This is a genomic window from Bacillus sp. ILBB4, assembly GCF_035064545.1.
Classification (GTDB): domain Bacteria; phylum Bacillota; class Bacilli; order Bacillales; family Bacillaceae_H; genus Priestia.
Window position 1 is genome coordinate 761,109 of the sequence record NZ_JAIQVD010000002.1, and the last position, 20,450, is coordinate 781,558.

Here is a 20,450-nt window from a genome sequence, read left to right on the forward strand (position 1 = left end):
GATTTTAAGTATGCGCTTTCATTTTTGCGAAATATTTCTTTGCTCAGATCCCATTTATAATTGCTTGCTTACCTAAATTCTGTCTGAACTAAAGTTGAAAGATGGCAATGCTGAAAACCTAATCCTCTAGCTATTTACTTATTCTTTTATCCTTTCATAAAAACATTTTATTAGTGAAATTAAAAAGATTAATAGAAATTTCTAATTAGAACAATCTAATAAATTTTTATTAGAACGATCTAATTCCAGCGGGAATCTTTTCACATATTGCAGAATGATGCTGTATATTTTATGATCTACTCAAATATCCGAACATGATGATCAACATCTGCTTTTTTAATTTCTCATTGTAACACCTGCCTTTTTTCGCGAAGCGTCGTCTTTTGACACAGCCTAATATAAAATCAATTCAAACTTGAGCTTTAGTATACGGAATTACATTTGCCTGCGCAATATATATTTTTTAATTTTTAGAAAATTAAAATACACACTTTTTTAATATAATAAATCCAAAAATAACTGTATTAATTTTATAAATATTTCTCTTATTGCGTTGAAAAAATAAAAATACAGACACTTCATTCGTACAATTTTCTAGTAAGGTTTGAAGATACGCGTTCTTAATACTGTAAGCTTGGTTCAAACATTTGTTCCTTAATATACTTCACAGGCATCTCTTTTCCTGTCCACAATTCAAACGCCATGGCCCCTTGCCAGATCATCATTCCTATTCCATTAATGGTGTGACATCCAAATGATTCAGCTTGTTCTAACAGTTTTGATCTCATAGGCATATACACGACATCGGTTACAATTAAATCCGGACGCAGCATTGATATATCTTCAATAATGCTGAATTCTTCTAACGGTTTCATTCCCACTCCTGTTCCATTTGTCAAAATATCGCTCGTTTTAATTTCTTCTCTTAACCTGTCTGTATCTTCAAGAGAATACAGCTTCGCTTTACATGAAACATGTTTCATCTCTTCATTAATAATTTTTACGTTTTCTACAGCTTTTGAATAAAATTCATCGTGACGAGCAAAAATTGTTAATTCTTCAAGACCTTCTAAAGCTGCTTGAATAGCAATAGGCGTCGCTGCTCCACCCGAACCGATCAACGTCATTTTTTTCCCTGTGATATCCACGCCGTGCTCTTTTAAATTTCGAATGTAACCCATGCCGTCTGTGCTATGCCCAACTAGTACGCCATTATCATTTACGACGGTATTGACAGCTCCTGAAAATTTGGCGCTGTCTGCTAATTCATCAAGAAACGGGAGAATTTTTGTCTTATTGGGCATGGATACATTAAAACCTTTAACATTTAACGCTCTCAGCCCTTTAATTGCATCTTCTAACGAGTCATTTCCTACCTCAAAAGCTAAATAAGCATAATTTAATCCCAGTTTTTTAAAGGCCATATTATGCATAGATGGTGACAATGAATGTCCAATTGGAGTTGCTAAAAGGCCGATGAGCTGAGTTTTGCCATTAATACGCCCTACGCTTTTCATGATTTTACCTCCTGTTTTATTAAAATTCAGAAATACTTGTGGTACCTAACCTGTACTTTTTCAGCTTATTTTCATTTACAATCAAACACATTTCATATTCATATAATACAAGCAATTAGATCGATCTAATTTTAAGATATACTCACTATTCAACCAACCTGTAACAACCTGCATTCAAAACCAAAGCTGCTCTACTCACATGTAAAAATCAAGAAACCGCTTACAAATTTACAGCTTTAATAACATACGTTTGACACGTACTGTACGTTTTACCTCCCTTCCCAAGGCAGCATTTCTCAACATTACTAGAAACAAAGCTTTCACCTATACCTGGCTTCTTTTATTAAATGAATGCAGTAAAAACCCGGTGAACCAAGACAACTCTTAGCGACCTTATGTATCATAGTATCACATTTTTTCAAAAGGAAAAATGTTTTTTTGTTACTTTTCAGAAAAATCTTTTTATTTAAAGAATTTCTTTATATTAAAATAAAGCTATAACCATAATTATAGCTTTATTCTTGAGCGTGGCTTTCTCTTCTCTTTTTCATCCACCAGCCTGCACCAACTATCACTCCGATTATAAGAATAACAAATATTAAACGATCAACATCATGCAAATATTTTTGGATTTTTTCAATATCTCCAAGTCCTCCTACATAGAGCAAAAAAACAAACCATGGAAAGATGCCTAAGGTGCTGTATAAAACAAAGTCCCTAGATTTGATTTTACTAAGACCTGCCAAATAGGTTATATAGTTTGCGATACTGATGGGACGAGAAATCGTAATACTCCATTTTCCATACTTATGAAACCATTTTTGGGCACGCTTTATATTTTTTTCACCAAACCAGCGCTTGGTAATAGATTCAAACCTGTATCCCATAACGAACGGAATATAGTTGAATGCGATATAAATAACGGTATTGACAGCTGAAACAATAAGGATTTTCCATATTGAGAGCTGCAGCACCGAGCCAATAAGCAAAATCGATAACGTACACGGAAAAGGAATTGCCGCAGCTTCGATTGCTGTAGCAATAAAGATGCCCACTATGCCTAAATTTTGTACAAAATCAATAAACCCTTGCACCTTTTTTCTCCTTTCAATCATACAAATTTCACGTTCTTTCATCATAACTCAAACTATTCAAAATTTCACGATTTCAAAGCAATTTTACTAGTAAAAAAAGCTCACAGGGACCCGTTTGCTATATTTGATTATCTTCTATCATATGCAGTTCATAATTGAAGTAACGCAAAAAAAGAAAATAGCAGAAAAAAACTCTTTTATTAGTTGTAATAAAAGAGTCTTTTCTGTCATGCTATTATTTAACTTTAGCAATAATTTTCCCTTTCACATGGCGTTTTGAAAGCTCTTCTAATGCACTTGGCACTTCTTTTAACGAGATGATGCGCTCAATCATCGGAGCTACTTTCTTCTCTGCTACTAATGCTAAAAGCTCATCACCCATTTTTGCTAAATCCGCTTGCGCAATCATGTCATCAATGTGATGTGCAGCATTTAAAGCTACTTCATGATAAGAAATCACCTTTGTAAAAGGCTTTACTTTTGTATAATCAGGTGCACCAGCAATATGTGCTAAATGTCCTCTATAGGCAATCATATCTAAAGAATCCGTTGCGTTGTTTGCGCTCACCGTGTCAAGCACAGCATCTACGCCGCGGCCATTTGTCAGCTCCAATACTTTTTCCACGACGTTTTCCTCGCGATAATCAATTACATAATCAGCTCCTAACGACTTCACATACTCATGATTATGTGCTGAAGCTGTTGAGAAAACGGTTTTTCCAGCGTTTTTAGCAAGCTGTACGCCAAAGCCTCCTACGCCTCCAGCTCCTCCATGAATCAAGATGGTTTGAATATGGTTCATTGGAAGTTTACGAAATAGTGCTTCATAAGCTGTGTAACCTGCAGTAGGCAAAGCAGCAGCTTCTTCAAATGTAACAGCATCAGGAATGCGCGAAATTGAATGAGCAGTCGTAACCGCATATTCAGCATATCCGCCTTTTTTCATAAAGTCCCCGTGATAGACAACGCGGTCTCCTTTTTTCCAGTCAACTACTCCTTCTCCAACTTCATCAATTGTCCCAGCTACATCTAAACCTAAAATGTGAGGATATGTCCAATGAGGGTTTCCGTTAGTAGCCGTTTTATAATCTACGGGATTAAGTCCCACTGCGTGAACTTCAACTACTACTTCTCCTTTATTTGGAAGAGGTTTTTCTATTTCTTCTACTTTCATTTCTGTCCATTTATTTTTATCTTGCAATAATAATGCTTTCACAGTCTAACTCTCCTTTTTAAATCATTTGCCTAGCGTTGCTTTTATTATTTTATCTAAAAATGATTTGCTTACTATTTTTATTTTAAAGAGAGCTTGTCTATAATACAAATTAGAAAATAAATAGATATCCATAAATGAATTTATAAGAAAGGATGACATAAATGATTGATTTTGAATGGTATCGCAGCTTTATTAGCATTTACAAATATCGATCCGTTTCTGAAGCAGCCAGAGCGAGGATCTTAACGCAGCCGGCCATGAGTCAGCACTTAGCTGCTTTAGAAGCTGAAATAGGCGAAGGTTTATTTATCCGTGCACCGAGAAAGATGATTCCAACAGAAAAAGGTAAAGAACTGTACACGCGTATTGTCCCGTTAATTGAAAGTCTAGAAGCTGCTTCAATTGAATTAAAAATGAACGCTTCATCTCCCGACGCGCTGCCGGTCGTAAAAATTGGTTCTCCCGTAGAGTATTTTACCGAGCAAGCTTTAGAAAGAATAAAAGATGCAGGCATCCGCTGCTACAGCCAGTTTGGTATTGCTTCTGTTTTGCTTGAAAAGATACAAAGCGACGAAATTGATATTGCGATTACAACCCAAAGATTGCAAATACCTGGAATTGAATATACGGTCATTGAAGAAGAAGTGTTTGTCTTAACCGTCCCTCCTTCTTTTGAAATGACAGCTAGTAAAGACGTAGAAGATTTTTTATATAATCAGCGGTGGATTAGCTATGGTCTTGAGCTTCCTATTATCAGGAGATTTTGGCGGCAGCATTTTAAAAAACGACCTGAAATTCAGCCTCATCATGTAATTCCAAATCTTCAAACGGTGTTAAAAGCCATTCAGCATCACATGGGAATCAGCCTGCTTCCCCGCTATTTAATTCAAGAAGCGCTTCGAGAAAAAAAAGTAAAAATCGAACTTGAACATTTAGCAGTAAAAAATCAGATCTTTCTTGCTTATAAACTTAAGCATCGCGATCATCCTACTATTCAAAAAACGATACGCTGCTTAAAAAAAGAAACCTCTGCAGACTAGTCTGCGGAGGTTTCTTTTTTTGACAGTTGCTGTGCTGAATCTACTCCTACTAAATCTAAAAAGAAAATAAAGATAGGAATACCAAGAATCAGCCCCCATACGCCTAAGAAGTGTTCACCAAACACTAAAATGATAAACGTAATGAACGTTGGCAAGTTTGTTTTAGATGACATGAGCTTTGGATTTAATACATAGCTTTCAAGTGCGTGAAGTACTACCACCATAATTAACACAGATAGTACTTTTACACCGCCTCCTAAACTGTAAGCGATTGTACAAAGTGGAATGAGTGAAACAAATACCCCAAGAACCGGCACTAGCCCTAGTAGAAAGACCATAACGCCAAGTGCAAGCAAATTAGGAAACCCTAACACCCACAGCGCAATAACGGATAAAATGCTGTTCACAAAAGCGATAATAAACTGAACTTCTATTACCTTGCCGAAGGAATTAACAAATTTTCTCCCCAAATAGCCCGCTTCTTTGAAAAACCAGCCCAGCCTAGATTGTTCCAGTTGGACAAATAATCGGTGAATCCGCGACTTTTCAAGTAAAAAGAATAGGCTTAACAAGAGTGCTAAGAAAACTTGTGCACTTACTTTTCCAATATTAGATAAATAGCTGTATACTAAATCAATATTCTGCTGAATATTCTCCGGTGATTTGAATCTCTTTAGATTATCGATAATATAGGTGACGAATGTATTATCAGGGGGGTGCTTGTAAAAATACATCAGCTTCTGTACAAGCTCGGTAACTTGCGTCATAATAACCGGGATATATACATACCCTACAATACCGAGGGCCCCAATCAGTGCGATATAGATGACGATGAGTATAAGCGTTGAATTAAGCGGAAGCTTTCTTCTTAACGTTTGTTGAAAACGACCAATTAAAAAGGTAAAAATAAACGTAAATAACAGCAGCTGAAGCATACTTCTAATGCTGATAAGTAAAACTGTAATGATAATAAGCGTAATGATGCGAACAGTAAGTTTGTTGTGAAGCCAACTTCTTGCAATATTCATGAAACCTTCAATTCTCCTATCTCTCTTTTTCCCAAGTCATTTGTATACATATAAATAAAACGGATACGCTAGACGCTCATATCCGCTTTCGCTATATATAGTGTATCATTTAATATTCAAATTTTACTATATTTCGGCGCTTTTTAGTATGTCTTTATTTTCTCTCCGCTATTCTTTTTCATTTTCCCATACATTATGATAAATTAGCTTGTCTAAATCCCTTCTTTTTTCCCAGTTAGCTTGTTCTAAGATTGGTTTCTCAGGGTATTTATCTGTATAGCCAATTGACATGAGCGCTACAGGATCAATATGAGGAGGAATATGTAAAATGTCACGTACATCATTTTTCTTATAAAAACTTACCCAACCCATTGCCAGTCCTTCTGCATATGAAGCAAGCCACATATTTTGAATTGCACACGCAGTTGACATCATATCGGTTTCTGGAATTGAGTTTCTTCCGAGAACATGAGAGCCGCCTCTTGTTGGATCACACGTTACGCAAATAGTTAACGCCGCTTCTTTTAATCCTTGAATCTTTAGCTCTAAAAAATTTTCTTTCTTTTCACCTTCATAATGAATAGCCAGTGCTCTTCTCTCTTTATCTGCTGCCCAGGCAAGTTTATTTTTCACTTCTGTATCAGATACTAATATAAAATTCCAAGGCTGCATAAACCCGACGGAAGGTCCGCTGTGAGCAGCCTGCAGAATGTTATAAACCGTTTCATTCGGAATCTCATCAGACAAAAATGTTCGTACATCTCTTCTTCCGTAAATCGCTTTGTATACCGCTTGCTTTTCGTCGTTTGTAAACGAATTCATCTTCTTCAACCTCCATTAAACTCTCTTTTTAACTATTTTTCTAAAAAAACATTAAAAAAATGTGATCCAAACTTTATGTTTTCTCGTATTACTATATGAATCTATCATAAAGGAGGTTGCAAACATGTTCAACGACGTTTTAATGAACTTATTTAATGCGGTAAGCAGCATCATTAACACAATTGGATAATTTGATTGTACATATTTAGTAAGAGAGGAGGCATATTACATGCTAAACGAAGTACTTATGAACTTTTTTAACGCAGTAAGCAGTATCATCAACACAATCGGATAAAAAAAGCACAAAGAAAAGGGTAACTGCCATTACCACCGTCTTTATGCTTTGCTAGTTCAAAATCATATATTTTACAATAAAAAGAACTCTTTGATTAGGAGTTCTTTTTACTTATCCTAACATGTTCCCTTTTATTTGTATATATGCCTTGCCATTTCAACAGATTCATTTATATGTTGCAAGCATACACATAGGTCTGCAGCTCGTAGTGCAGTTCTTTTAAGTCTTCAGCTGCTTGAGTCAATAACTTCTTTCGCTGAGCTGTATACACATCTAGAATAGCTCTTTCTACTTTTACCTTTTCTTCATATAAAATGTCTAACTTATCTTCATTTCCTTCAAGGGAAATAGGCTTTAACATAGCAAATTGATAAATGGGTTGTCCATAATCCAATTTTGTTAAAATAGAACCTACTAATACATCCTCCGAGCATTCATATACGAAGTTTAACAGCGTACTTAATTCTTCTAGACGAGAAATATCCAGCTTTGCATTTTCGTTGATCACAGCCCCTATATATTGAAAGCACTCTTCTTCTAACTCATTATAAATAGTTGTGATGCGGTGCAATACTTCATTCAACTTCATAAAGTTCCCCCTTCACACACGCTTCTTGATACAACCATATGACAAAACTTGATGTTTTATACTAACGAAAAAGCGAGGAATATAAACCTCGCTTCTTCTTTTTACCGATACATACTGGCAATGTCTTCAATAAACATAAGCGGTTCTTCTTCTGTTAGTTGTTTAATTGGAGAATAATCCTCTCCACCAAAACTTTGATCTATGTCTTCAATAAATGAAGAAACTTCTTCCGACTCTTCACGATTAGCCGGCATTTCGTATTTTTGTAATTCTGTGCGGTGCACGACGGATAAAATATGGCGAGGAAATTGCTGCTTCGTTTTTCCAAAACAGTATACCGGCTTGTGTTTCAAAAAGCGTTCTACTTCTTCTTGCCGGTTATAAATGCTTCCATGATCACCCCAAGCTACCACAACCAGTTCAGCATCTTCCACTGCTTTTTGAATATACTCACCTGCTCTTGTTCCAACAGCTTCTTCTTTTGAAAGCATACGTAAAAACGAAACATGATCGGTTTGATAGCTGAATAAATAAACGATTTCTAAAACTCCAAATCCCCACTTTTGCGCCAGTTCTATGCATTTGGATACAGCTGTATCGTCGCTGTATTCATACGTATTTTCTGGAAATGACAAGATAAACGTAAGTTTACGTTCGTTTACTTCACTCCATTTGCATAATAGAGAGTATTTGTATGTGCCTGTTTCATCAAAAATAACTTCTTTTTTCACTGCTTCCATCCCCCTGCCTTCTTACAATCTTGTTACTTATCTATTGCAAATGAGCTAAGCAGTAATCGTAACCTTGACTGTTAAAAGTTTTATTTTATATGTATTTCAAAATCATGCCTTCATGACAACTTTTCTTCCATTTTTTCAAAAAGCAATTTTTTCTTCTATACATGCTTTTTACATCTAGTGAATATTCACATATACATCTTTCCTCTTTTCGGACCTCCAGTCAAAATAGATAAAATCAAAAGAATGGTCTATAATAAAGAAATAACCAATGACTTTTTCACTCATGTTTTTGACAGTTACGGATTTTTTCTCAGCAGGTATGTTCAAACCTGACCCTCTGAGAAAATAGAAGATAAATTTGTGTAAAGAAAGGATTTTGTAAATGGCTACTACACACACATTTACAAGAGGAGAAGAAATTGCAAATGCGATTACACACGGCGTTGGAGCCGTACTCAGCATTGTTGGGTTAACGCTTTTAATCGTACTTTCTTCGTTAGAAGGAACGCCTTGGCATGTTATCAGTTTTACTATTTACGGAGTAACCATGCTGCTTCTCTATGTCTCCTCTACGCTTGTCCATAGTTTTCCGGAAGGTAAGGTAAAAGATCTTTTTGAGATATTTGACCACTCTTCTATTTATTTGTTTATTGCCGGTACGTACACTCCATTTTTATTTATCGCAGTAAAAGGAACCACCGGCTGGACACTTTTTGGAATTGTATGGGGCATCGCTCTTGCAGGAATTGTATTCAAAGCTTTTTTTGTGAAGAAATTCCTTTTTATTTCCACCATTCTTTACGTATTTATGGGATGGATGATTGTGTTTGCTTGGGATTCTTTAACTCAAAACATTGCCCATCAAGGAATTGTCCTTCTCGTAGTTGGAGGCGTGTTGTATACAATCGGGGCCGTTTTTTACGTATGGCGAGGATTTCGTTTTCATCATATGATTTGGCATATGTTTGTTCTTGGCGGAACCGTACTCCACTTTTTAGCAATCATTTTATATGTATTGCCTATAACCAATTAAAAAAGGGCCCTCTGGCCCTTTTTTAATTGGTTATAGAATTCCTTACCACAGTTTTGCCATTTGAGTCACAAGCGTATAGACTCCTAGCACAGCCATAATAACGACCACAAAACTGCCAAAAATGGTAAGCCAAGTCGGATGCTTGTAATCGCCTATTATCTTCTTTTTATACGCCGCTATAAGCATTGTTCCGAGTGTAATAGGTAAGATTAACCCATTTAATGCTCCAGCTAAAATAAGCAGAGTGACCGGCTGGCCAATCGTTAGGAAAACTAGGGTTGAAATCGTAATAAATGCAATGATAATCCAATTTTCATATTTCTCAATCCTTTTGCTGAAGGATTTAATAAAGGAAACCGATGTATATGCTGAACCAATAACTGAAGTGATAGCCGCTGCTGCCATGACGACACCGAATAATTTATAGCCAATATCCCCTGCGGCTAACTGAAAAACAGAGGCTGGTGGATTATCAGGATTCAGTTTTAACCCTTGACTCAACACACCTAATGTCGCTAAAAATAGAAAAATTCGAATGATCGAAGCAATCGTAATACCAGATACTGCTCCTCTTGTTACTTCAGGAATCGCGGCTTTTCCTTTAATTCCTGCATCTAATAAACGGTGACCTCCTGCAAATGTAATATATCCTCCTACCGTTCCTCCTACAAGAGTAACAATCGCCATTACGTCAATGTGCTCCGGCCAAAATGATTTAGAGACTGCTTCTCCTACTGGAGGAGCGGACGAAATAGCCACATACACCATTAAAATAATTAATATTCCGCCCATTAATTGAGCAAATCGATCCATTAATTTTCCGGCTTCTTTGACTAAAAAAATTGCGATAGAAATGATGGCTGTAATGACTGCACCCGCTTTAGGGGAAATACCAAATAGCGCATTGAAGCCAAGACCCGCTCCTCCTACATTTCCAATATTAAATGCTAAGCCTCCGATTACAATTAAAATAGCAATAAATAAGCCGAGACCTGGCAAAACATTGTTAGCGATATCCTGTGCTCTTTTTTCTGAAACAGCAATAATACGCCATACGTTTAGCTGAACGCCAATGTCTAATAAAATCGACAGTAAAATGACAAAACCAAAACTTGCGGCGAGTGCTTGTGTAAAGACCGTTGTTTGAGTTAAAAAACCTGGACCCACTGCTGAAGTAGCCATTAAAAATGCTGCTCCGAGCAGCACGCTCCAGTTGCGTTCTTTTTTCATGATGTCACCTCATTGTGGTTGAATAATGATTTGTTCTTCTTTTAGCTTGTCACAAATAGCTTTGGCAAATTCAACAGCATGTGCACCGTCTCCATGAATACAAACGGTATCTGCTTGAATGGGAATCTCTTCATTTTGCACAGTAAACACTTTCTTTTCTTTGACCATTTTAATTACTTGAGAAATAGCCGCTCCTTCATCTTGAATCACGGCGTTTTCAACGTTTCTCGGCGTCAGCATGCCGTTCTGTTGATAGGTTCGATCTGCAAATACTTCCTGAGACGTACGCAAGCCCATTTCGTTTCCGGCTTTAATCAATTCACTTCCAGCCAAACCATATAGAATAGCTTCCTCACTAATATTATAAACAGCTTCAGCAATAGCTTTAGCTATGTCTCGATCCCCTGCAGCCATATTATATAAAGCGCCATGAGGTTTCACATGATGAAGGGTCCCTCCTTCTGCACGTATAAAAGCTGAAAGAGCCCCCATTTGATACACCATTAAATCATAAGCTTCTCGAGGCGTAATTTTCATATATCTACGTCCAAATCCAGCTAAATCTTGCAATCCGGGGTGGGCGCCAATCGCCACATTTTCACCCAAAGCCAGCTTTACTGTTTCTCTCATAACCGAAGGATCTCCGGCATGAAAGCCACAAGCAATGTTTGCTGACGTTACATAGCGTAAAATTTCTTTATCATTTCCTAATCTATAGTTCCCAAAGCTCTCCCCTAAGTCACAGTTCAAATCAACGGTAGCCATCTTATTCTCTCCTTATATTTTCATTCGAAGTGCTCTTTTAATATGATTTATTTTCTTTTCCTGCTCCATATATAAATGCTGTGCTTCATCAAGTGAAATTACTTGAAAAGAAACCTTTTTCCCTGGAGAAATTTGCGCCAGCGCTGAAAAATCTGCAGTTGCTACCTGTCCGATTCTAGGATATCCTCCTGTCGTTTGATGATCTGCTAATAAAACAATGGGCTGTCCTTCTTTTGGTACTTGAATCGTACCGAACGTCACAGCGCTAGAGAGCAGCTCTTTTTCTTGACCAAGGACTAATTTCTTCCCTTTTAGCCTATAGCCCATGCGGTCAGATTGAGGGGTAACGTCAAATTCTTGATTAAAGAAATGTTGTTGACTTTCTTTTGTAAACCAATCAAATTCCGCACCTTTCATCGTGCGGATAATAGGCGTCTCGTATGAAGGAAGAAGTTTAGGATGAATCGTCCAAAAAGCCTGCTGAAAAGAGCGGTCCGTTTGCTTTTTTACCAGTTTCTTTATAATTGCTTTCCCCGTTTCTGTAGGAGGATGGCTTAATACTTCGTCCCCTGACTGTAATGCTTTACCGTGCAGCCCGCCTATCCGAGCGCGAAGTGAAGTAGATGTACTTCCCATAACTGCAGGAACATTAAAAGCACCGGAAACCGATAAATAAGAACGGCACCCTAAAGTCGGAACACCAAACTGTAGCACGCTCCCTTTTTTCACATATAAAGGCCGCCACATCTTTACGGCTTCATCATTAACAGTTGGCGATAAATCCCCTCCCGTCAGGGCAATCAAAGCATCTTGCTGAAATTCAATTTTTGGTCCCATTAACGTAATTTCAATAACCGCCTGATTTTCTTGATTTCCTACTAATAAGTTGGCAATCCTTAAAGCAACTTTGTCCATTGCCCCGCTGACAATCATGCCGTCCTTTTGATATCCATGTCTGCCGATATCTTGAATCGTTGTTAATAAACCGGGACGTATCACTTTAATACTCATCTTCATCCACCTCCTTTTGGGCTTCATATTCCGTTTCAGAAATGGAAACAAATCGGATACGATCACCTGCTTGAAGCAAGCTTGGCGAATCATTTTTTGGGTTAAATAGTGTAAGAGGAGTACGCCCGATTAGCTGCCATCCTCCAGGTGTCTCAATTGGGTACACGCCGGTTTGCATTCCTGCGATGCCAACTGACCCTTTTGGGATGCTGTTTCTCGGTGATTCTTTTCTTGGAGTCGCAATTTCTTCGCTCATCCCTCCCAAGTAAGGAAAACCAGGAGCAAAGCCTAACATATACACCAAATATTCTCCATTTGTATGAATGGAGATAACTTCATCAGGCGTTAATGAATGAAAAGCAGCTACTCTCTCTAAGTCCGGTCCGTACTTTCCTCCGTAACACACCGGAATTTCAATTTGTCTAGCGACCGCTTCAGATTTTTCTTCCTGGCGGAAAAGCAGCTCTTCAATATATGTAGATATTGCTGTGTAAGGATTTCTTCTTCCTTTTTCACTCATTATCCAAGGATCATAATAGATTGTAACTGTTGTAAAAGCCGGCACATATTCAATCATCCCCTTACATAATGATTGCTCTAGCACCTCAGTAAATTGCTGAATACGTTTATGTATGCCGAAATTAATTTCGTCTCCAAATGAAACGACAATGCCGCTGTCACCAAGAGGATAAAGTCGATAATCGTGACTCATTTCGTCTCCTCCTTTTTTACTTAGTATTGTTTGAGCAGCTCCCTTTAATGCTGTAGTTAGATACATTCATTAGAATTACTAATGGAATTGTTGTTTTCGAATAACAATTTCTTATATATCTAATAAAAAAAAGAACAATAAATCCCTATCCTGTATGAATAACATTATATAAATATAAAATAATCTTATGTTCTACTAAAACAAACTCCAAAGAAAAATTCAACCTTTTTAAAATTTTATCGTCAAAAGGATCACGTTTTTTCAATTTTCCCCATAAAAAAACCGCTTTGTTTTTTATACCAAAGCAGTTTTTTGTAAACATGTACAAAAAGGGAAAACTTATGGGCAGTGAACCATTATATACCTCTTCGGGCAAAATCTACAAAACGAAACTTATCAAGACGATGACGTGATTCCGTATATTGAAAAAGGCTTGCATCTTCTAAATACACATAGTTTCTTACTACCACAATATGTTCATAGTCTTTTAAATCTAAGTAACACTTATCTTCGTCCGTCAGCTCGTCAACGGAAATTTCTTTTTTGGCAAAGCTTATTTTCAGCCCAAGATCTTTTTCTAAGTATTCATAAATAGAGCCTTTACATATGTCTTTTGTGAGGTGAGGAACATACTTTTTATGAAAAAAATCTTTATCTAAAATAATTTTCTCCCCATCGATTTCCCGCGCTCGAACCACTTTCCATATAAGATCTCTTTTCGTCGCCCCAAGCTGTGTGCACAAATCTTGATCGGCCTTAACTAATTCAAATTCTTTTACAATAGTAGTCGATGTATGTCCTAGCTTTTCCGCCATTTCTTTGAAGCTAACAAGTCCTGATACTGGAAAATCAAAGCGTGATACGTCCAATACAAATGAGCCTTTTCCTTTCATTTTTTGAATGTACCCATTTTGTGAAAGTAAATTTAACGCTTTCCGTATCGTTTCACGAGACGTTTGATACTGTTCAACAAGCTCATTTTCAGAAGGGAGTTTCGTATTAGGACGCCAGTCACCACGTTTAATTTTATCGACTAACTGTTCGTAAATACTGATAAATTTATTTTCTTTCAATTGCCATCACCTATTTTACTTTCTATATATACCCAATTGTATAAAAAGAACGATAGATTGTCACCCATCGTTCTTTTTACTTTTTTCTCTATTTTTTTAAATGATACACGATTGATTCATACGGCCGAAGGAAGCCTCGCTTGAATTCCTTTGATGAATCTTTGTAGTTAGACAGCAATATTTCACTATGATATCCTTCAAAAGTTAGATTTTCTGGCAGTTGAAAAATTGTTTCACTGCCGTAGAAATTGTTTATCACGAGCAGCTTTTCATCTGCTCCATTTCGGATATAAGCGAAAATCTGCTCGTCTTCTCCAAGAATCAATTCATAGTTTCCATAGGTGATAATCTCGTACTGCTTTCGCAGTGCAATAAGCTTTTGATAAAAATAAAAAATTGAATCTTCATCATCTAACGCTTTTTCTACATTAATTTCACGGTAGTTATCGGCTGGATTAATCCATGGCTTTCCTTTTGTAAAACCTGCATTTGGCTCATCGCTCCATTGTACCGGTGTACGGGAATTATCTCTTGATTTATGTTTTAAAATCTCCAAAATTTCATTTTCGTCCATTCCTTGTGCACGTTTTATCTCATACACATTTAATGACTCCACATCTCTATATTCATCAATAGAGGAAAACTTCGGGTTTGTCATACCTATTTCTTCCCCTTGATAAATATAAGGTGTTCCCTGCATCAGATGAATCGTTGCAGCGAGCATTTTGGCAGATTTATTATGATAGAGTTCATCGTTTCCATAGCGGGAAACAATGCGAGGCTGATCATGGTTGCACCAAAATAGTGCATTCCATCCCCCTCCTTTATTCATCTCCCTTTGCCAAGTTGATAGAATCTCTTTTAATTTAATAAAATCAAAATCTGCTAGCGCCCACTTTTCTCCGTTTGGGTAATCGACTTTCAAATGATGAAAATTAAACGTCATGCTAAGCTCGCCCCGGTCCGGATGAGAATATTGAATACAGTGGTCAACAGTTGTCGACGACATTTCCCCAACGGTCATGCTATCGTATTTTGAAAAAACTTCTTGATTCATTTCTCGCATATATTCGTGAACGCGAGGACCGTCGGTATAAAATTTCCGTCCATCTCCTGGCGCGATAGAACCATCATCATCTAAAAAGCGCTGATCTTTTGAAATTAAGTTAATAACGTCCAGACGAAATCCATCTACTCCTTTTTCAAACCAAAACGTCATCATATCGTACACGCTGCGGCGCACACGCTCATTTTCCCAGTTCAAATCCGCTTGCGTGACATCAAACAAATGCAGATAGGATTGTTCTGTCAGCTTATCATGCTCCCACGCCGAACCTCCAAATTTTGAAACCCAATTCGTCGGAGCACTTCCATCTTCTTTTTGATCTTTCCAAATATAAAAATCTCTGTACGGGTTATCTTTCGATTTTTTAGCTTCTTGAAACCATTCATGTTCAGTTGACGTATGATTAACGACAATATCCATGATGATTTTAAGATCCCGCTTATGCGCTTCTGTTATTAAACGATCGAAGTCCTCCATTGTTCCGTATTCTTCTTGAATAACAAAATAATCACTTATATCATATCCATTATCCCGCTGCGGCGATTTGTAAATTGGCGTTAGCCACACAACGTCTACACCAAGCTTTTTCAAATAATCTAGCTTTTCAATAATACCAGCTATATCACCCACGCCGTTGCCAGTCGTATCGTAAAAGCTTTTAGGATAAATTTGATAAACAACCGATTTTTTCCACCAAGGTTCTTGCATTTTTAACACCACCATTTAATTCTTTGGATTATGTTTAAACGATTCTGTAGCCGCGACAGTTGATGTAACGGTTGATTTTTTCTGAAGCTTTCCAAGCGTTAACGTTAAAAGAAACGGCACCACAATTACGATTACCATTCCAATAATGAAAGCTGGCCAGCTCTGTGGAACAATTGATAACGGAGCAGGGATACCACCAATTCCCACCGATGCTGCTTTCACTCCTGCCACGGATATGACGACACCTGCAATAGCTGAACCAATCACTGCAGAAATAAAAGCAAATCTAAAGCGTAAATTCACGCCAAACATTGCAGGCTCCGTAATGCCAAGCCACGCTGAAATCCCTGACGTTAAAGACAGTCCTTTTAATTTCTCGTCGTCTTTTGAAAGAACCATTATCGCGAAAGCCGCAGAGCCTTGTGCAATATTAGATAATGCTACCATCGGCCATAAGAACGTACTTCCTACGCTTCCAATCAGCTGTAAATCTACGGCCAAAAATGTATGGTGCATGCCTGTAATAACAAGGGGAGCATATAAGCCTCCGTATACAAGCCCTCCAATAAATGGAGCCGTTTTAAACAGCCATACAACTGCACCTGTAATCACATTTCCTATTGCAAATGTAATCGGACCAATCACAATAAAAGCGAGAAACCCTGTTACTAAAAGAGCTACAGGCGCTACAATTAAAAGCTGAAAACCATCCGGTATTCGTTTTCGTAAAAACAATTCGATTTTAGCTAACACAAACGAAGCAGCTAGCACAGGTAAAACCTGCCCCTGATAGCCAACTTTCTCAACGTGCAGACCGAATAAATTCCACGTATCGATGCTTCCTTTTTTTAATGCTTCTCCATAAGACCAGGCATTTAGCAAATCAGGATGGACCAGCATGAGCCCAAGGACAATTCCAAATAAAGGACTTCCTCCAAAACGCGTAACAGCTGACCATCCTATAAGAGCCGGCAAAAAGGCAAAAGCCGTATTAGCAATTAAATTAATCATGCTCGCGAAGTCTTTCCACTGTGTATGAACATCTACGATTGATTTATCATCGTAAAAAATTCCGGCTCCTGTTAATACATTATTGATTCCCATTAATAAACCCGCGGTTACGATGGCCGGTAAAATGGGAATAAAAATGTCAGCTAATGTTTTTATTGCGCGCTGCAGAGGATTTAAGTTTTTAGCCGCTTCGTTTTTCACTTCCTCTTTTGACAGTTCACCTATTCCTGTAAGCGTCACCATTTCTTTATATACTTTATCAACCGTGCCTTGACCAATAACAACTTGAAACTGGCCGTTTGTAGAAAAAGATCCTTTTACTAATTCGTGCTCATCTAGCATACGTTGATTGACTTTACCTTCATCTTTTAAAACAAGTCGAAGACGCGTTACACAATGCGTTGCAGCAGAGATATTTTCTTTTCCGCCAACGGCTTCTACAATGCGTTCAACAGATTCTCGATTCATGTCTTTTCCCCCTTGTTTCCGTTTTCATTTTACTCCTGTATTTCCTATCCCCCATATAAATCTCACCGCAAACCTGTATATACAAGTTTTATGTTTTTATTCTAACCTGTATATACAAGATCGTCAACAAAAATAAAATTACTTCTTTTTCATTTCATGATATAGTCAAAAAACAAAGTATATGGAAGGAGACGTTACAATGCTGCAAGTAAGATTAATGGGAAAACAAGAAGAAATTAATGAAGCGATCAAACAGTTTGCACAGAACTACCATATAGAACATCAGTCAAGAGAATATACGCGAAGCGCTAATCCAAAGTACGAGCGCAAAAAAGATACTCGGGTGTATCTTTCCATGCATTTAAAGGATAAATAAAAAGCACAAGAGCATAGCATGCTCTTGTGCTTTTTATTTTACATCGAAACAATTTGATGGGAATGATAGTTCTCAGGATCCGTAACTTTTTTTGTTAACTGAATTATTTTTCGTAATTCATCAATTGGAACTTGCCCAGGAGCTGAGCTGCTTTTCCCTACAGCGAAAGTAACAGAAGAGCCATACATCCACCCGACGATTCGGGTAATAGCTCCTAACCCTCCCATCGACATGGTAATGAGAGGAATGCTGAGCTCTTTTTCAGCCTCTCTTGTAGCTTCTAATAAAGTTAAAACATCTTGATTGTTCTGAGGCATGACAGCTGCTTTCGCTGCATCTGCTCCGTAAAATTCAGCTAGAAATAAGCTTTTAAAAATTTCTGCTTTAGGAGGAGTAAAAGAAAAATTATGATAAGAAAGCACAAGTTTCTTATTGTTTTCCTTGGAAACTTCACGTAAATAGCGGATATGCTCTGGCTGATTTGATACTTCAAAATCAATAATTGCTACATATGGATGCTTACATACCTCTGCAAGTATCGCTACTACTTCCTTTTCTGATAAGGAAATAGGCTGCCCCCCTTCTTTTTGAGAACGTACAGTAAGCAAAATAGGCGTGCGCTCGCCATTTTCATATATATCTTTAGCTGCAGAAAGGACGCTGTTTATATCTTGAATTTCTTCGTAAAAATCTAAGCGCCATTCAATTATATCCGGTTTTTTTAATAGAATTTCCGCTAGTTCTGTTAAAAGCTCTTTGCGATCTTTGCCCACTAAAGGCGTACAAATAGATGGAGAATGAGTTCCTTCTCCTCGTCCTAGCATAGGAACAGCTCCTTTTTATCAAAGTTAAATGTTTCCGTTTTCATTTCAGCATTTGTTCCATACTTGTTAAACAGATACATGGTGTACTTTCTTATCCGGTGAGTAAATATCCATGATGTTCCAATGTCCTGACGTTGGTACAGGATTGTTTAACATCGCTACATCAATTACAACTGGTTTATTAGAAGCAACAGCTCTTTGAAGTGCCGGTTTAAACTCTTCGGCTGATTGAATTTTTATGCCTTCTACTCCATAAGCTTTAGCGATACTTGCAAAGTCAGGAGAATATACCTCTCCATCTTTTTCAAATATCGTGCCTAGAGTGGTTCCAAAATGTGCTTTTTGCAGTCCCGCGATCGTACCAAACGCAAAGTTGTTCATAATGATCCAAACCACAGGAATATTCTCTTCGGCTGCCGTAGCAAGCACAGCTGGATTTTGGCCGAATCCCCCGTCTCCTACTAGAGAAACAACTACTTTATCAGGCTGAGCTACCTTTGCTCCTAAAGCTGCCGGCGCTCCAAATCCCATTGTGGCAAAGCCTCCTGGAGTTAATATACTTCCAGCTTCATAGATTGGAAACTGCTGTCCTACCCCATTCTTATTCCAGCCTACATCAGTAGTAATATAGGCATCTTTCGGCAGGACTTCGCGAACTTCATTTAAAATTCGCTGCGGCTGCATTGGGAATGAATTGTCGTGAATATATTCTTCATTGTTAGCTTTAAACTCTTCACGATAAGAAGCAATCTCTTTGATTAATGCTTCATTTTTTACTCCTTCCGGAATAAGCTGTTTAGCTACGCGATTTAAGACTTTAAGGGCTTGTTTTAAATCAGCCACTGCACCGATTTCGGCAGGGTAATTACGCCCTATCTCGCTAGGATCAATATCAATATGAAGCAATTTTGTTTGTGAAAAATCAAACGTATATTCCGGCTCCCAGGAGCTAGAATCTGCTTCTGCAAATCGTGTTCCTAATGCTAAAATATAATCAGCAGTCCGACACTTTTCATTAATAAACTTCGTGCCCCAAAAACCAGTCATCCCTAGAGTCAAGTCATGATCATCTGGAAGTGCTCCTTTGCCCATTAAGGAGTGGGCTACCGGAATGTTCAAGTGGTCCACAAGCTCTTTTAATTCATTTGCTGCATCTGCTAATAGGATGCCTCCGCCTACATATAACACTGGATTTTTAGCATTAATTAATTTTTGTACAATACTCTTTGCCGTTTCATCATCGATAGAAGGTTTTTGCAAAGATTTCGTTTGGCGATGCAATCGGTCAAATAAAGAAACATCGATCTTTTTTGAAAAGATATCCATAGGTACGGATACTAATACGGGGCCAGGATTTCCACTTTCCGCTAGTAAAAATGCTTTCTCTAATATTTCTGGAAATAAATCTGGACGGTCAACTCTCCATGCACGCTTAACGAATGGACGATAAATTTCATATTGCGAAGCATCAGCATGTAAATTTACCTCTTGATGCGGATGCTTTCCATAATAATGAGTAGGAACATCACCAGCGATGACAACCATTGGAATTGAATCTAACGCTGCATTGGCTACACCTGTAGCAGCATTTGTTAAGCCAGGACCTAAGTGACTTAATACTACTGCTGCTTTTTTCGTCACACGTGCATAGCCATCAGCTGCATGCGCTGCAATTTGTTCGTGTCGAACGTTGATAAATTTAATTTTGCTTTCTTCTAAGGCTGTTAGTACCGCTATGTTTGTATGACCACACAAACCAAAAATATGCTCGATGCCTCGTTCCTCAAGATAATTTACTAATTGATGTGATATTAATTTTTCCATTGTATATC

The 20,450-nt window shown here is 37.6% G+C and carries 19 protein-coding genes; 3 read left to right on the forward strand and 16 right to left on the reverse strand.

All coding sequences use genetic code 11. From position 1 onward, the window contains the following. Window positions 1-620: 620 nt before the first annotated feature. The 3 genes from LAV82_RS10045 to LAV82_RS10055 form a co-directional block, all read right to left on the reverse strand. Window positions 621-1,517, reverse strand: coding sequence for a shikimate dehydrogenase (locus tag LAV82_RS10045; protein ID WP_499716023.1), 897 nt, complete (start codon window positions 1,515-1,517; stop codon window positions 621-623). A 515-nt stretch (window positions 1,518-2,032) separates the two neighbouring features. Further along, complete coding sequence (locus LAV82_RS10050) at window positions 2,033-2,611, reverse strand: DedA family protein (protein WP_016763242.1); 579 nt, start codon at window positions 2,609-2,611, stop codon at window positions 2,033-2,035. Between the two features lie 235 nt (window positions 2,612-2,846). Then, the gene (locus tag LAV82_RS10055; RefSeq protein WP_499716024.1) at window positions 2,847-3,827 is read right to left on the reverse strand and encodes a zinc-binding dehydrogenase; all 981 of its coding nucleotides are present in this window, start codon (window positions 3,825-3,827) and stop codon (window positions 2,847-2,849) included. A gap of 161 nt (window positions 3,828-3,988) precedes the next feature. Here LAV82_RS10055 and LAV82_RS10060 point away from each other — a divergent pair, with 161 nt between their 5' ends. Beyond that, on the forward strand, window positions 3,989-4,867 hold the full coding sequence (locus LAV82_RS10060; protein ID WP_274156018.1) for a LysR family transcriptional regulator: 879 nt from the start codon (window positions 3,989-3,991) through the stop codon (window positions 4,865-4,867). Here LAV82_RS10060 and LAV82_RS10065 read toward each other — a convergent pair. The 4 genes from LAV82_RS10065 to LAV82_RS10080 form a co-directional block, all read right to left on the reverse strand. After that, entirely contained in the window at window positions 4,864-5,895 is a 1,032-nt protein-coding gene (locus tag LAV82_RS10065; RefSeq protein WP_274156019.1) for an AI-2E family transporter, read from the reverse strand. The two genes, LAV82_RS10060 and LAV82_RS10065, sit on opposite strands and share 4 nt — an antisense overlap. A 168-nt stretch (window positions 5,896-6,063) precedes the next feature. Continuing rightward, window positions 6,064-6,717 (reverse strand): 5,6-dimethylbenzimidazole synthase, encoded by a 654-nt coding sequence (gene bluB, locus LAV82_RS10070; protein ID WP_499716025.1) that lies wholly within the window; start codon window positions 6,715-6,717, stop codon window positions 6,064-6,066. A gap of 464 nt (window positions 6,718-7,181) precedes the next feature. Continuing rightward, a complete protein-coding gene (locus LAV82_RS10075; protein WP_116515271.1) occupies window positions 7,182-7,601 on the reverse strand; it encodes a hypothetical protein in 420 nt (139 codons plus the stop codon). A 101-nt stretch (window positions 7,602-7,702) separates the two neighbouring features. Continuing rightward, entirely contained in the window at window positions 7,703-8,341 is a 639-nt protein-coding gene (locus tag LAV82_RS10080; protein WP_230183673.1) for a DUF1643 domain-containing protein, read from the reverse strand. Window positions 8,342-8,723: 382 nt separating this feature from the next. On the opposite strand from LAV82_RS10080, the gene trhA reads away from it, so the two are divergent. Continuing rightward, window positions 8,724-9,374 carry a PAQR family membrane homeostasis protein TrhA gene (gene trhA / locus LAV82_RS10085; RefSeq protein WP_013055671.1) on the forward strand — a complete coding sequence of 217 codons (651 nt, stop codon included), beginning with the start codon at window positions 8,724-8,726 and terminating at the stop codon, window positions 9,372-9,374. A 42-nt stretch (window positions 9,375-9,416) separates the two neighbouring features. Here the strand turns inward: trhA and LAV82_RS10090 are convergent, their stop codons facing one another. The 7 genes from LAV82_RS10090 to treP form a co-directional block, all read right to left on the reverse strand. Then, window positions 9,417-10,604 (reverse strand): NRAMP family divalent metal transporter, encoded by a 1,188-nt coding sequence (locus LAV82_RS10090; protein WP_499716026.1) that lies wholly within the window; start codon window positions 10,602-10,604, stop codon window positions 9,417-9,419. Window positions 10,605-10,613: 9 nt separating this feature from the next. Further along, a complete protein-coding gene (locus LAV82_RS10095) occupies window positions 10,614-11,369 on the reverse strand; it encodes a LamB/YcsF family protein (RefSeq protein WP_274156023.1) in 756 nt (251 codons plus the stop codon). Window positions 11,370-11,381: 12 nt separating this feature from the next. After that, window positions 11,382-12,380, reverse strand: a complete 999-nt coding sequence (locus LAV82_RS10100; RefSeq protein ID WP_274156025.1) for a 5-oxoprolinase subunit C family protein — start codon at window positions 12,378-12,380, stop codon at window positions 11,382-11,384. Next, window positions 12,370-13,092 carry a 5-oxoprolinase subunit PxpB gene (pxpB, locus tag LAV82_RS10105; RefSeq protein WP_274156026.1) on the reverse strand — a complete coding sequence of 241 codons (723 nt, stop codon included), beginning with the start codon at window positions 13,090-13,092 and terminating at the stop codon, window positions 12,370-12,372. The genes LAV82_RS10100 and pxpB overlap by 11 nt, the downstream gene beginning before the upstream one ends. Window positions 13,093-13,448: 356 nt before the next feature. Next, a complete protein-coding gene (treR, locus tag LAV82_RS10110; RefSeq protein ID WP_274156027.1) occupies window positions 13,449-14,165 on the reverse strand; it encodes a trehalose operon repressor in 717 nt (238 codons plus the stop codon). A gap of 88 nt (window positions 14,166-14,253) precedes the next feature. After that, window positions 14,254-15,939: an alpha,alpha-phosphotrehalase gene (treC, locus tag LAV82_RS10115; RefSeq protein WP_274156029.1), complete on the reverse strand. Its 1,686-nt coding sequence runs from the start codon at window positions 15,937-15,939 to the stop codon at window positions 14,254-14,256. A 15-nt stretch (window positions 15,940-15,954) separates the two neighbouring features. Then, window positions 15,955-17,418: a PTS system trehalose-specific EIIBC component gene (gene treP, locus LAV82_RS10120; RefSeq protein ID WP_274156030.1), complete on the reverse strand. Its 1,464-nt coding sequence runs from the start codon at window positions 17,416-17,418 to the stop codon at window positions 15,955-15,957. A 199-nt stretch (window positions 17,419-17,617) separates the two neighbouring features. Between treP and LAV82_RS10125 the strand changes: the two genes are divergently transcribed. Then, window positions 17,618-17,794 (forward strand): YvzF family protein, encoded by a 177-nt coding sequence (locus LAV82_RS10125; RefSeq protein ID WP_211078438.1) that lies wholly within the window; start codon window positions 17,618-17,620, stop codon window positions 17,792-17,794. Between the two features lie 38 nt (window positions 17,795-17,832). Here the strand turns inward: LAV82_RS10125 and aroD are convergent, their stop codons facing one another. Continuing rightward, on the reverse strand, window positions 17,833-18,618 hold the full coding sequence (gene aroD, locus LAV82_RS10130; RefSeq protein ID WP_029324895.1) for a type I 3-dehydroquinate dehydratase: 786 nt from the start codon (window positions 18,616-18,618) through the stop codon (window positions 17,833-17,835). Between the two features lie 66 nt (window positions 18,619-18,684). Beyond that, window positions 18,685-20,442: a thiamine pyrophosphate-binding protein gene (locus LAV82_RS10135; protein WP_499716027.1), complete on the reverse strand. Its 1,758-nt coding sequence runs from the start codon at window positions 20,440-20,442 to the stop codon at window positions 18,685-18,687. Between the last annotated feature and the right edge of the window lie 8 nt (window positions 20,443-20,450).

Excerpts from the sequence above, each read along its gene's own strand:
- LAV82_RS10095 (WP_274156023.1), bottom strand. The coding sequence starts at position 11,369 with ATGGCTACCGTTGATTTGAACTGTGACTTAGGGGAGAGCTTTGGGAAC.
- bluB (WP_499716025.1), bottom strand. The coding sequence starts at position 6,717 with ATGAATTCGTTTACAAACGACGAAAAGCAAGCGGTATACAAAGCGATT.
- LAV82_RS10090 (WP_499716026.1), bottom strand. The coding sequence starts at position 10,604 with ATGAAAAAAGAACGCAACTGGAGCGTGCTGCTCGGAGCAGCATTTTTA.
- LAV82_RS10075 (WP_116515271.1), bottom strand. The coding sequence starts at position 7,601 with ATGAAGTTGAATGAAGTATTGCACCGCATCACAACTATTTATAATGAG.
- pxpB (WP_274156026.1), bottom strand. The coding sequence starts at position 13,092 with ATGAGTCACGATTATCGACTTTATCCTCTTGGTGACAGCGGCATTGTC.
- LAV82_RS10045 (WP_499716023.1), bottom strand. The coding sequence starts at position 1,517 with ATGAAAAGCGTAGGGCGTATTAATGGCAAAACTCAGCTCATCGGCCTT.
- LAV82_RS10080 (WP_230183673.1), bottom strand. The coding sequence starts at position 8,341 with ATGGAAGCAGTGAAAAAAGAAGTTATTTTTGATGAAACAGGCACATAC.
- LAV82_RS10135 (WP_499716027.1), bottom strand. The coding sequence starts at position 20,442 with ATGGAAAAATTAATATCACATCAATTAGTAAATTATCTTGAGGAACGA.
- trhA (WP_013055671.1), top strand. The coding sequence starts at position 8,724 with ATGGCTACTACACACACATTTACAAGAGGAGAAGAAATTGCAAATGCG.
- LAV82_RS10100 (WP_274156025.1), bottom strand. The coding sequence starts at position 12,380 with ATGAGTATTAAAGTGATACGTCCCGGTTTATTAACAACGATTCAAGAT.
- LAV82_RS10060 (WP_274156018.1), top strand. The coding sequence starts at position 3,989 with ATGATTGATTTTGAATGGTATCGCAGCTTTATTAGCATTTACAAATAT.
- aroD (WP_029324895.1), bottom strand. The coding sequence starts at position 18,618 with ATGCTAGGACGAGGAGAAGGAACTCATTCTCCATCTATTTGTACGCCT.
- treC (WP_274156029.1), bottom strand. The coding sequence starts at position 15,939 with ATGCAAGAACCTTGGTGGAAAAAATCGGTTGTTTATCAAATTTATCCT.
- LAV82_RS10065 (WP_274156019.1), bottom strand. The coding sequence starts at position 5,895 with ATGAATATTGCAAGAAGTTGGCTTCACAACAAACTTACTGTTCGCATC.
- LAV82_RS10125 (WP_211078438.1), top strand. The coding sequence starts at position 17,618 with ATGCTGCAAGTAAGATTAATGGGAAAACAAGAAGAAATTAATGAAGCG.
- treP (WP_274156030.1), bottom strand. The coding sequence starts at position 17,418 with ATGAATCGAGAATCTGTTGAACGCATTGTAGAAGCCGTTGGCGGAAAA.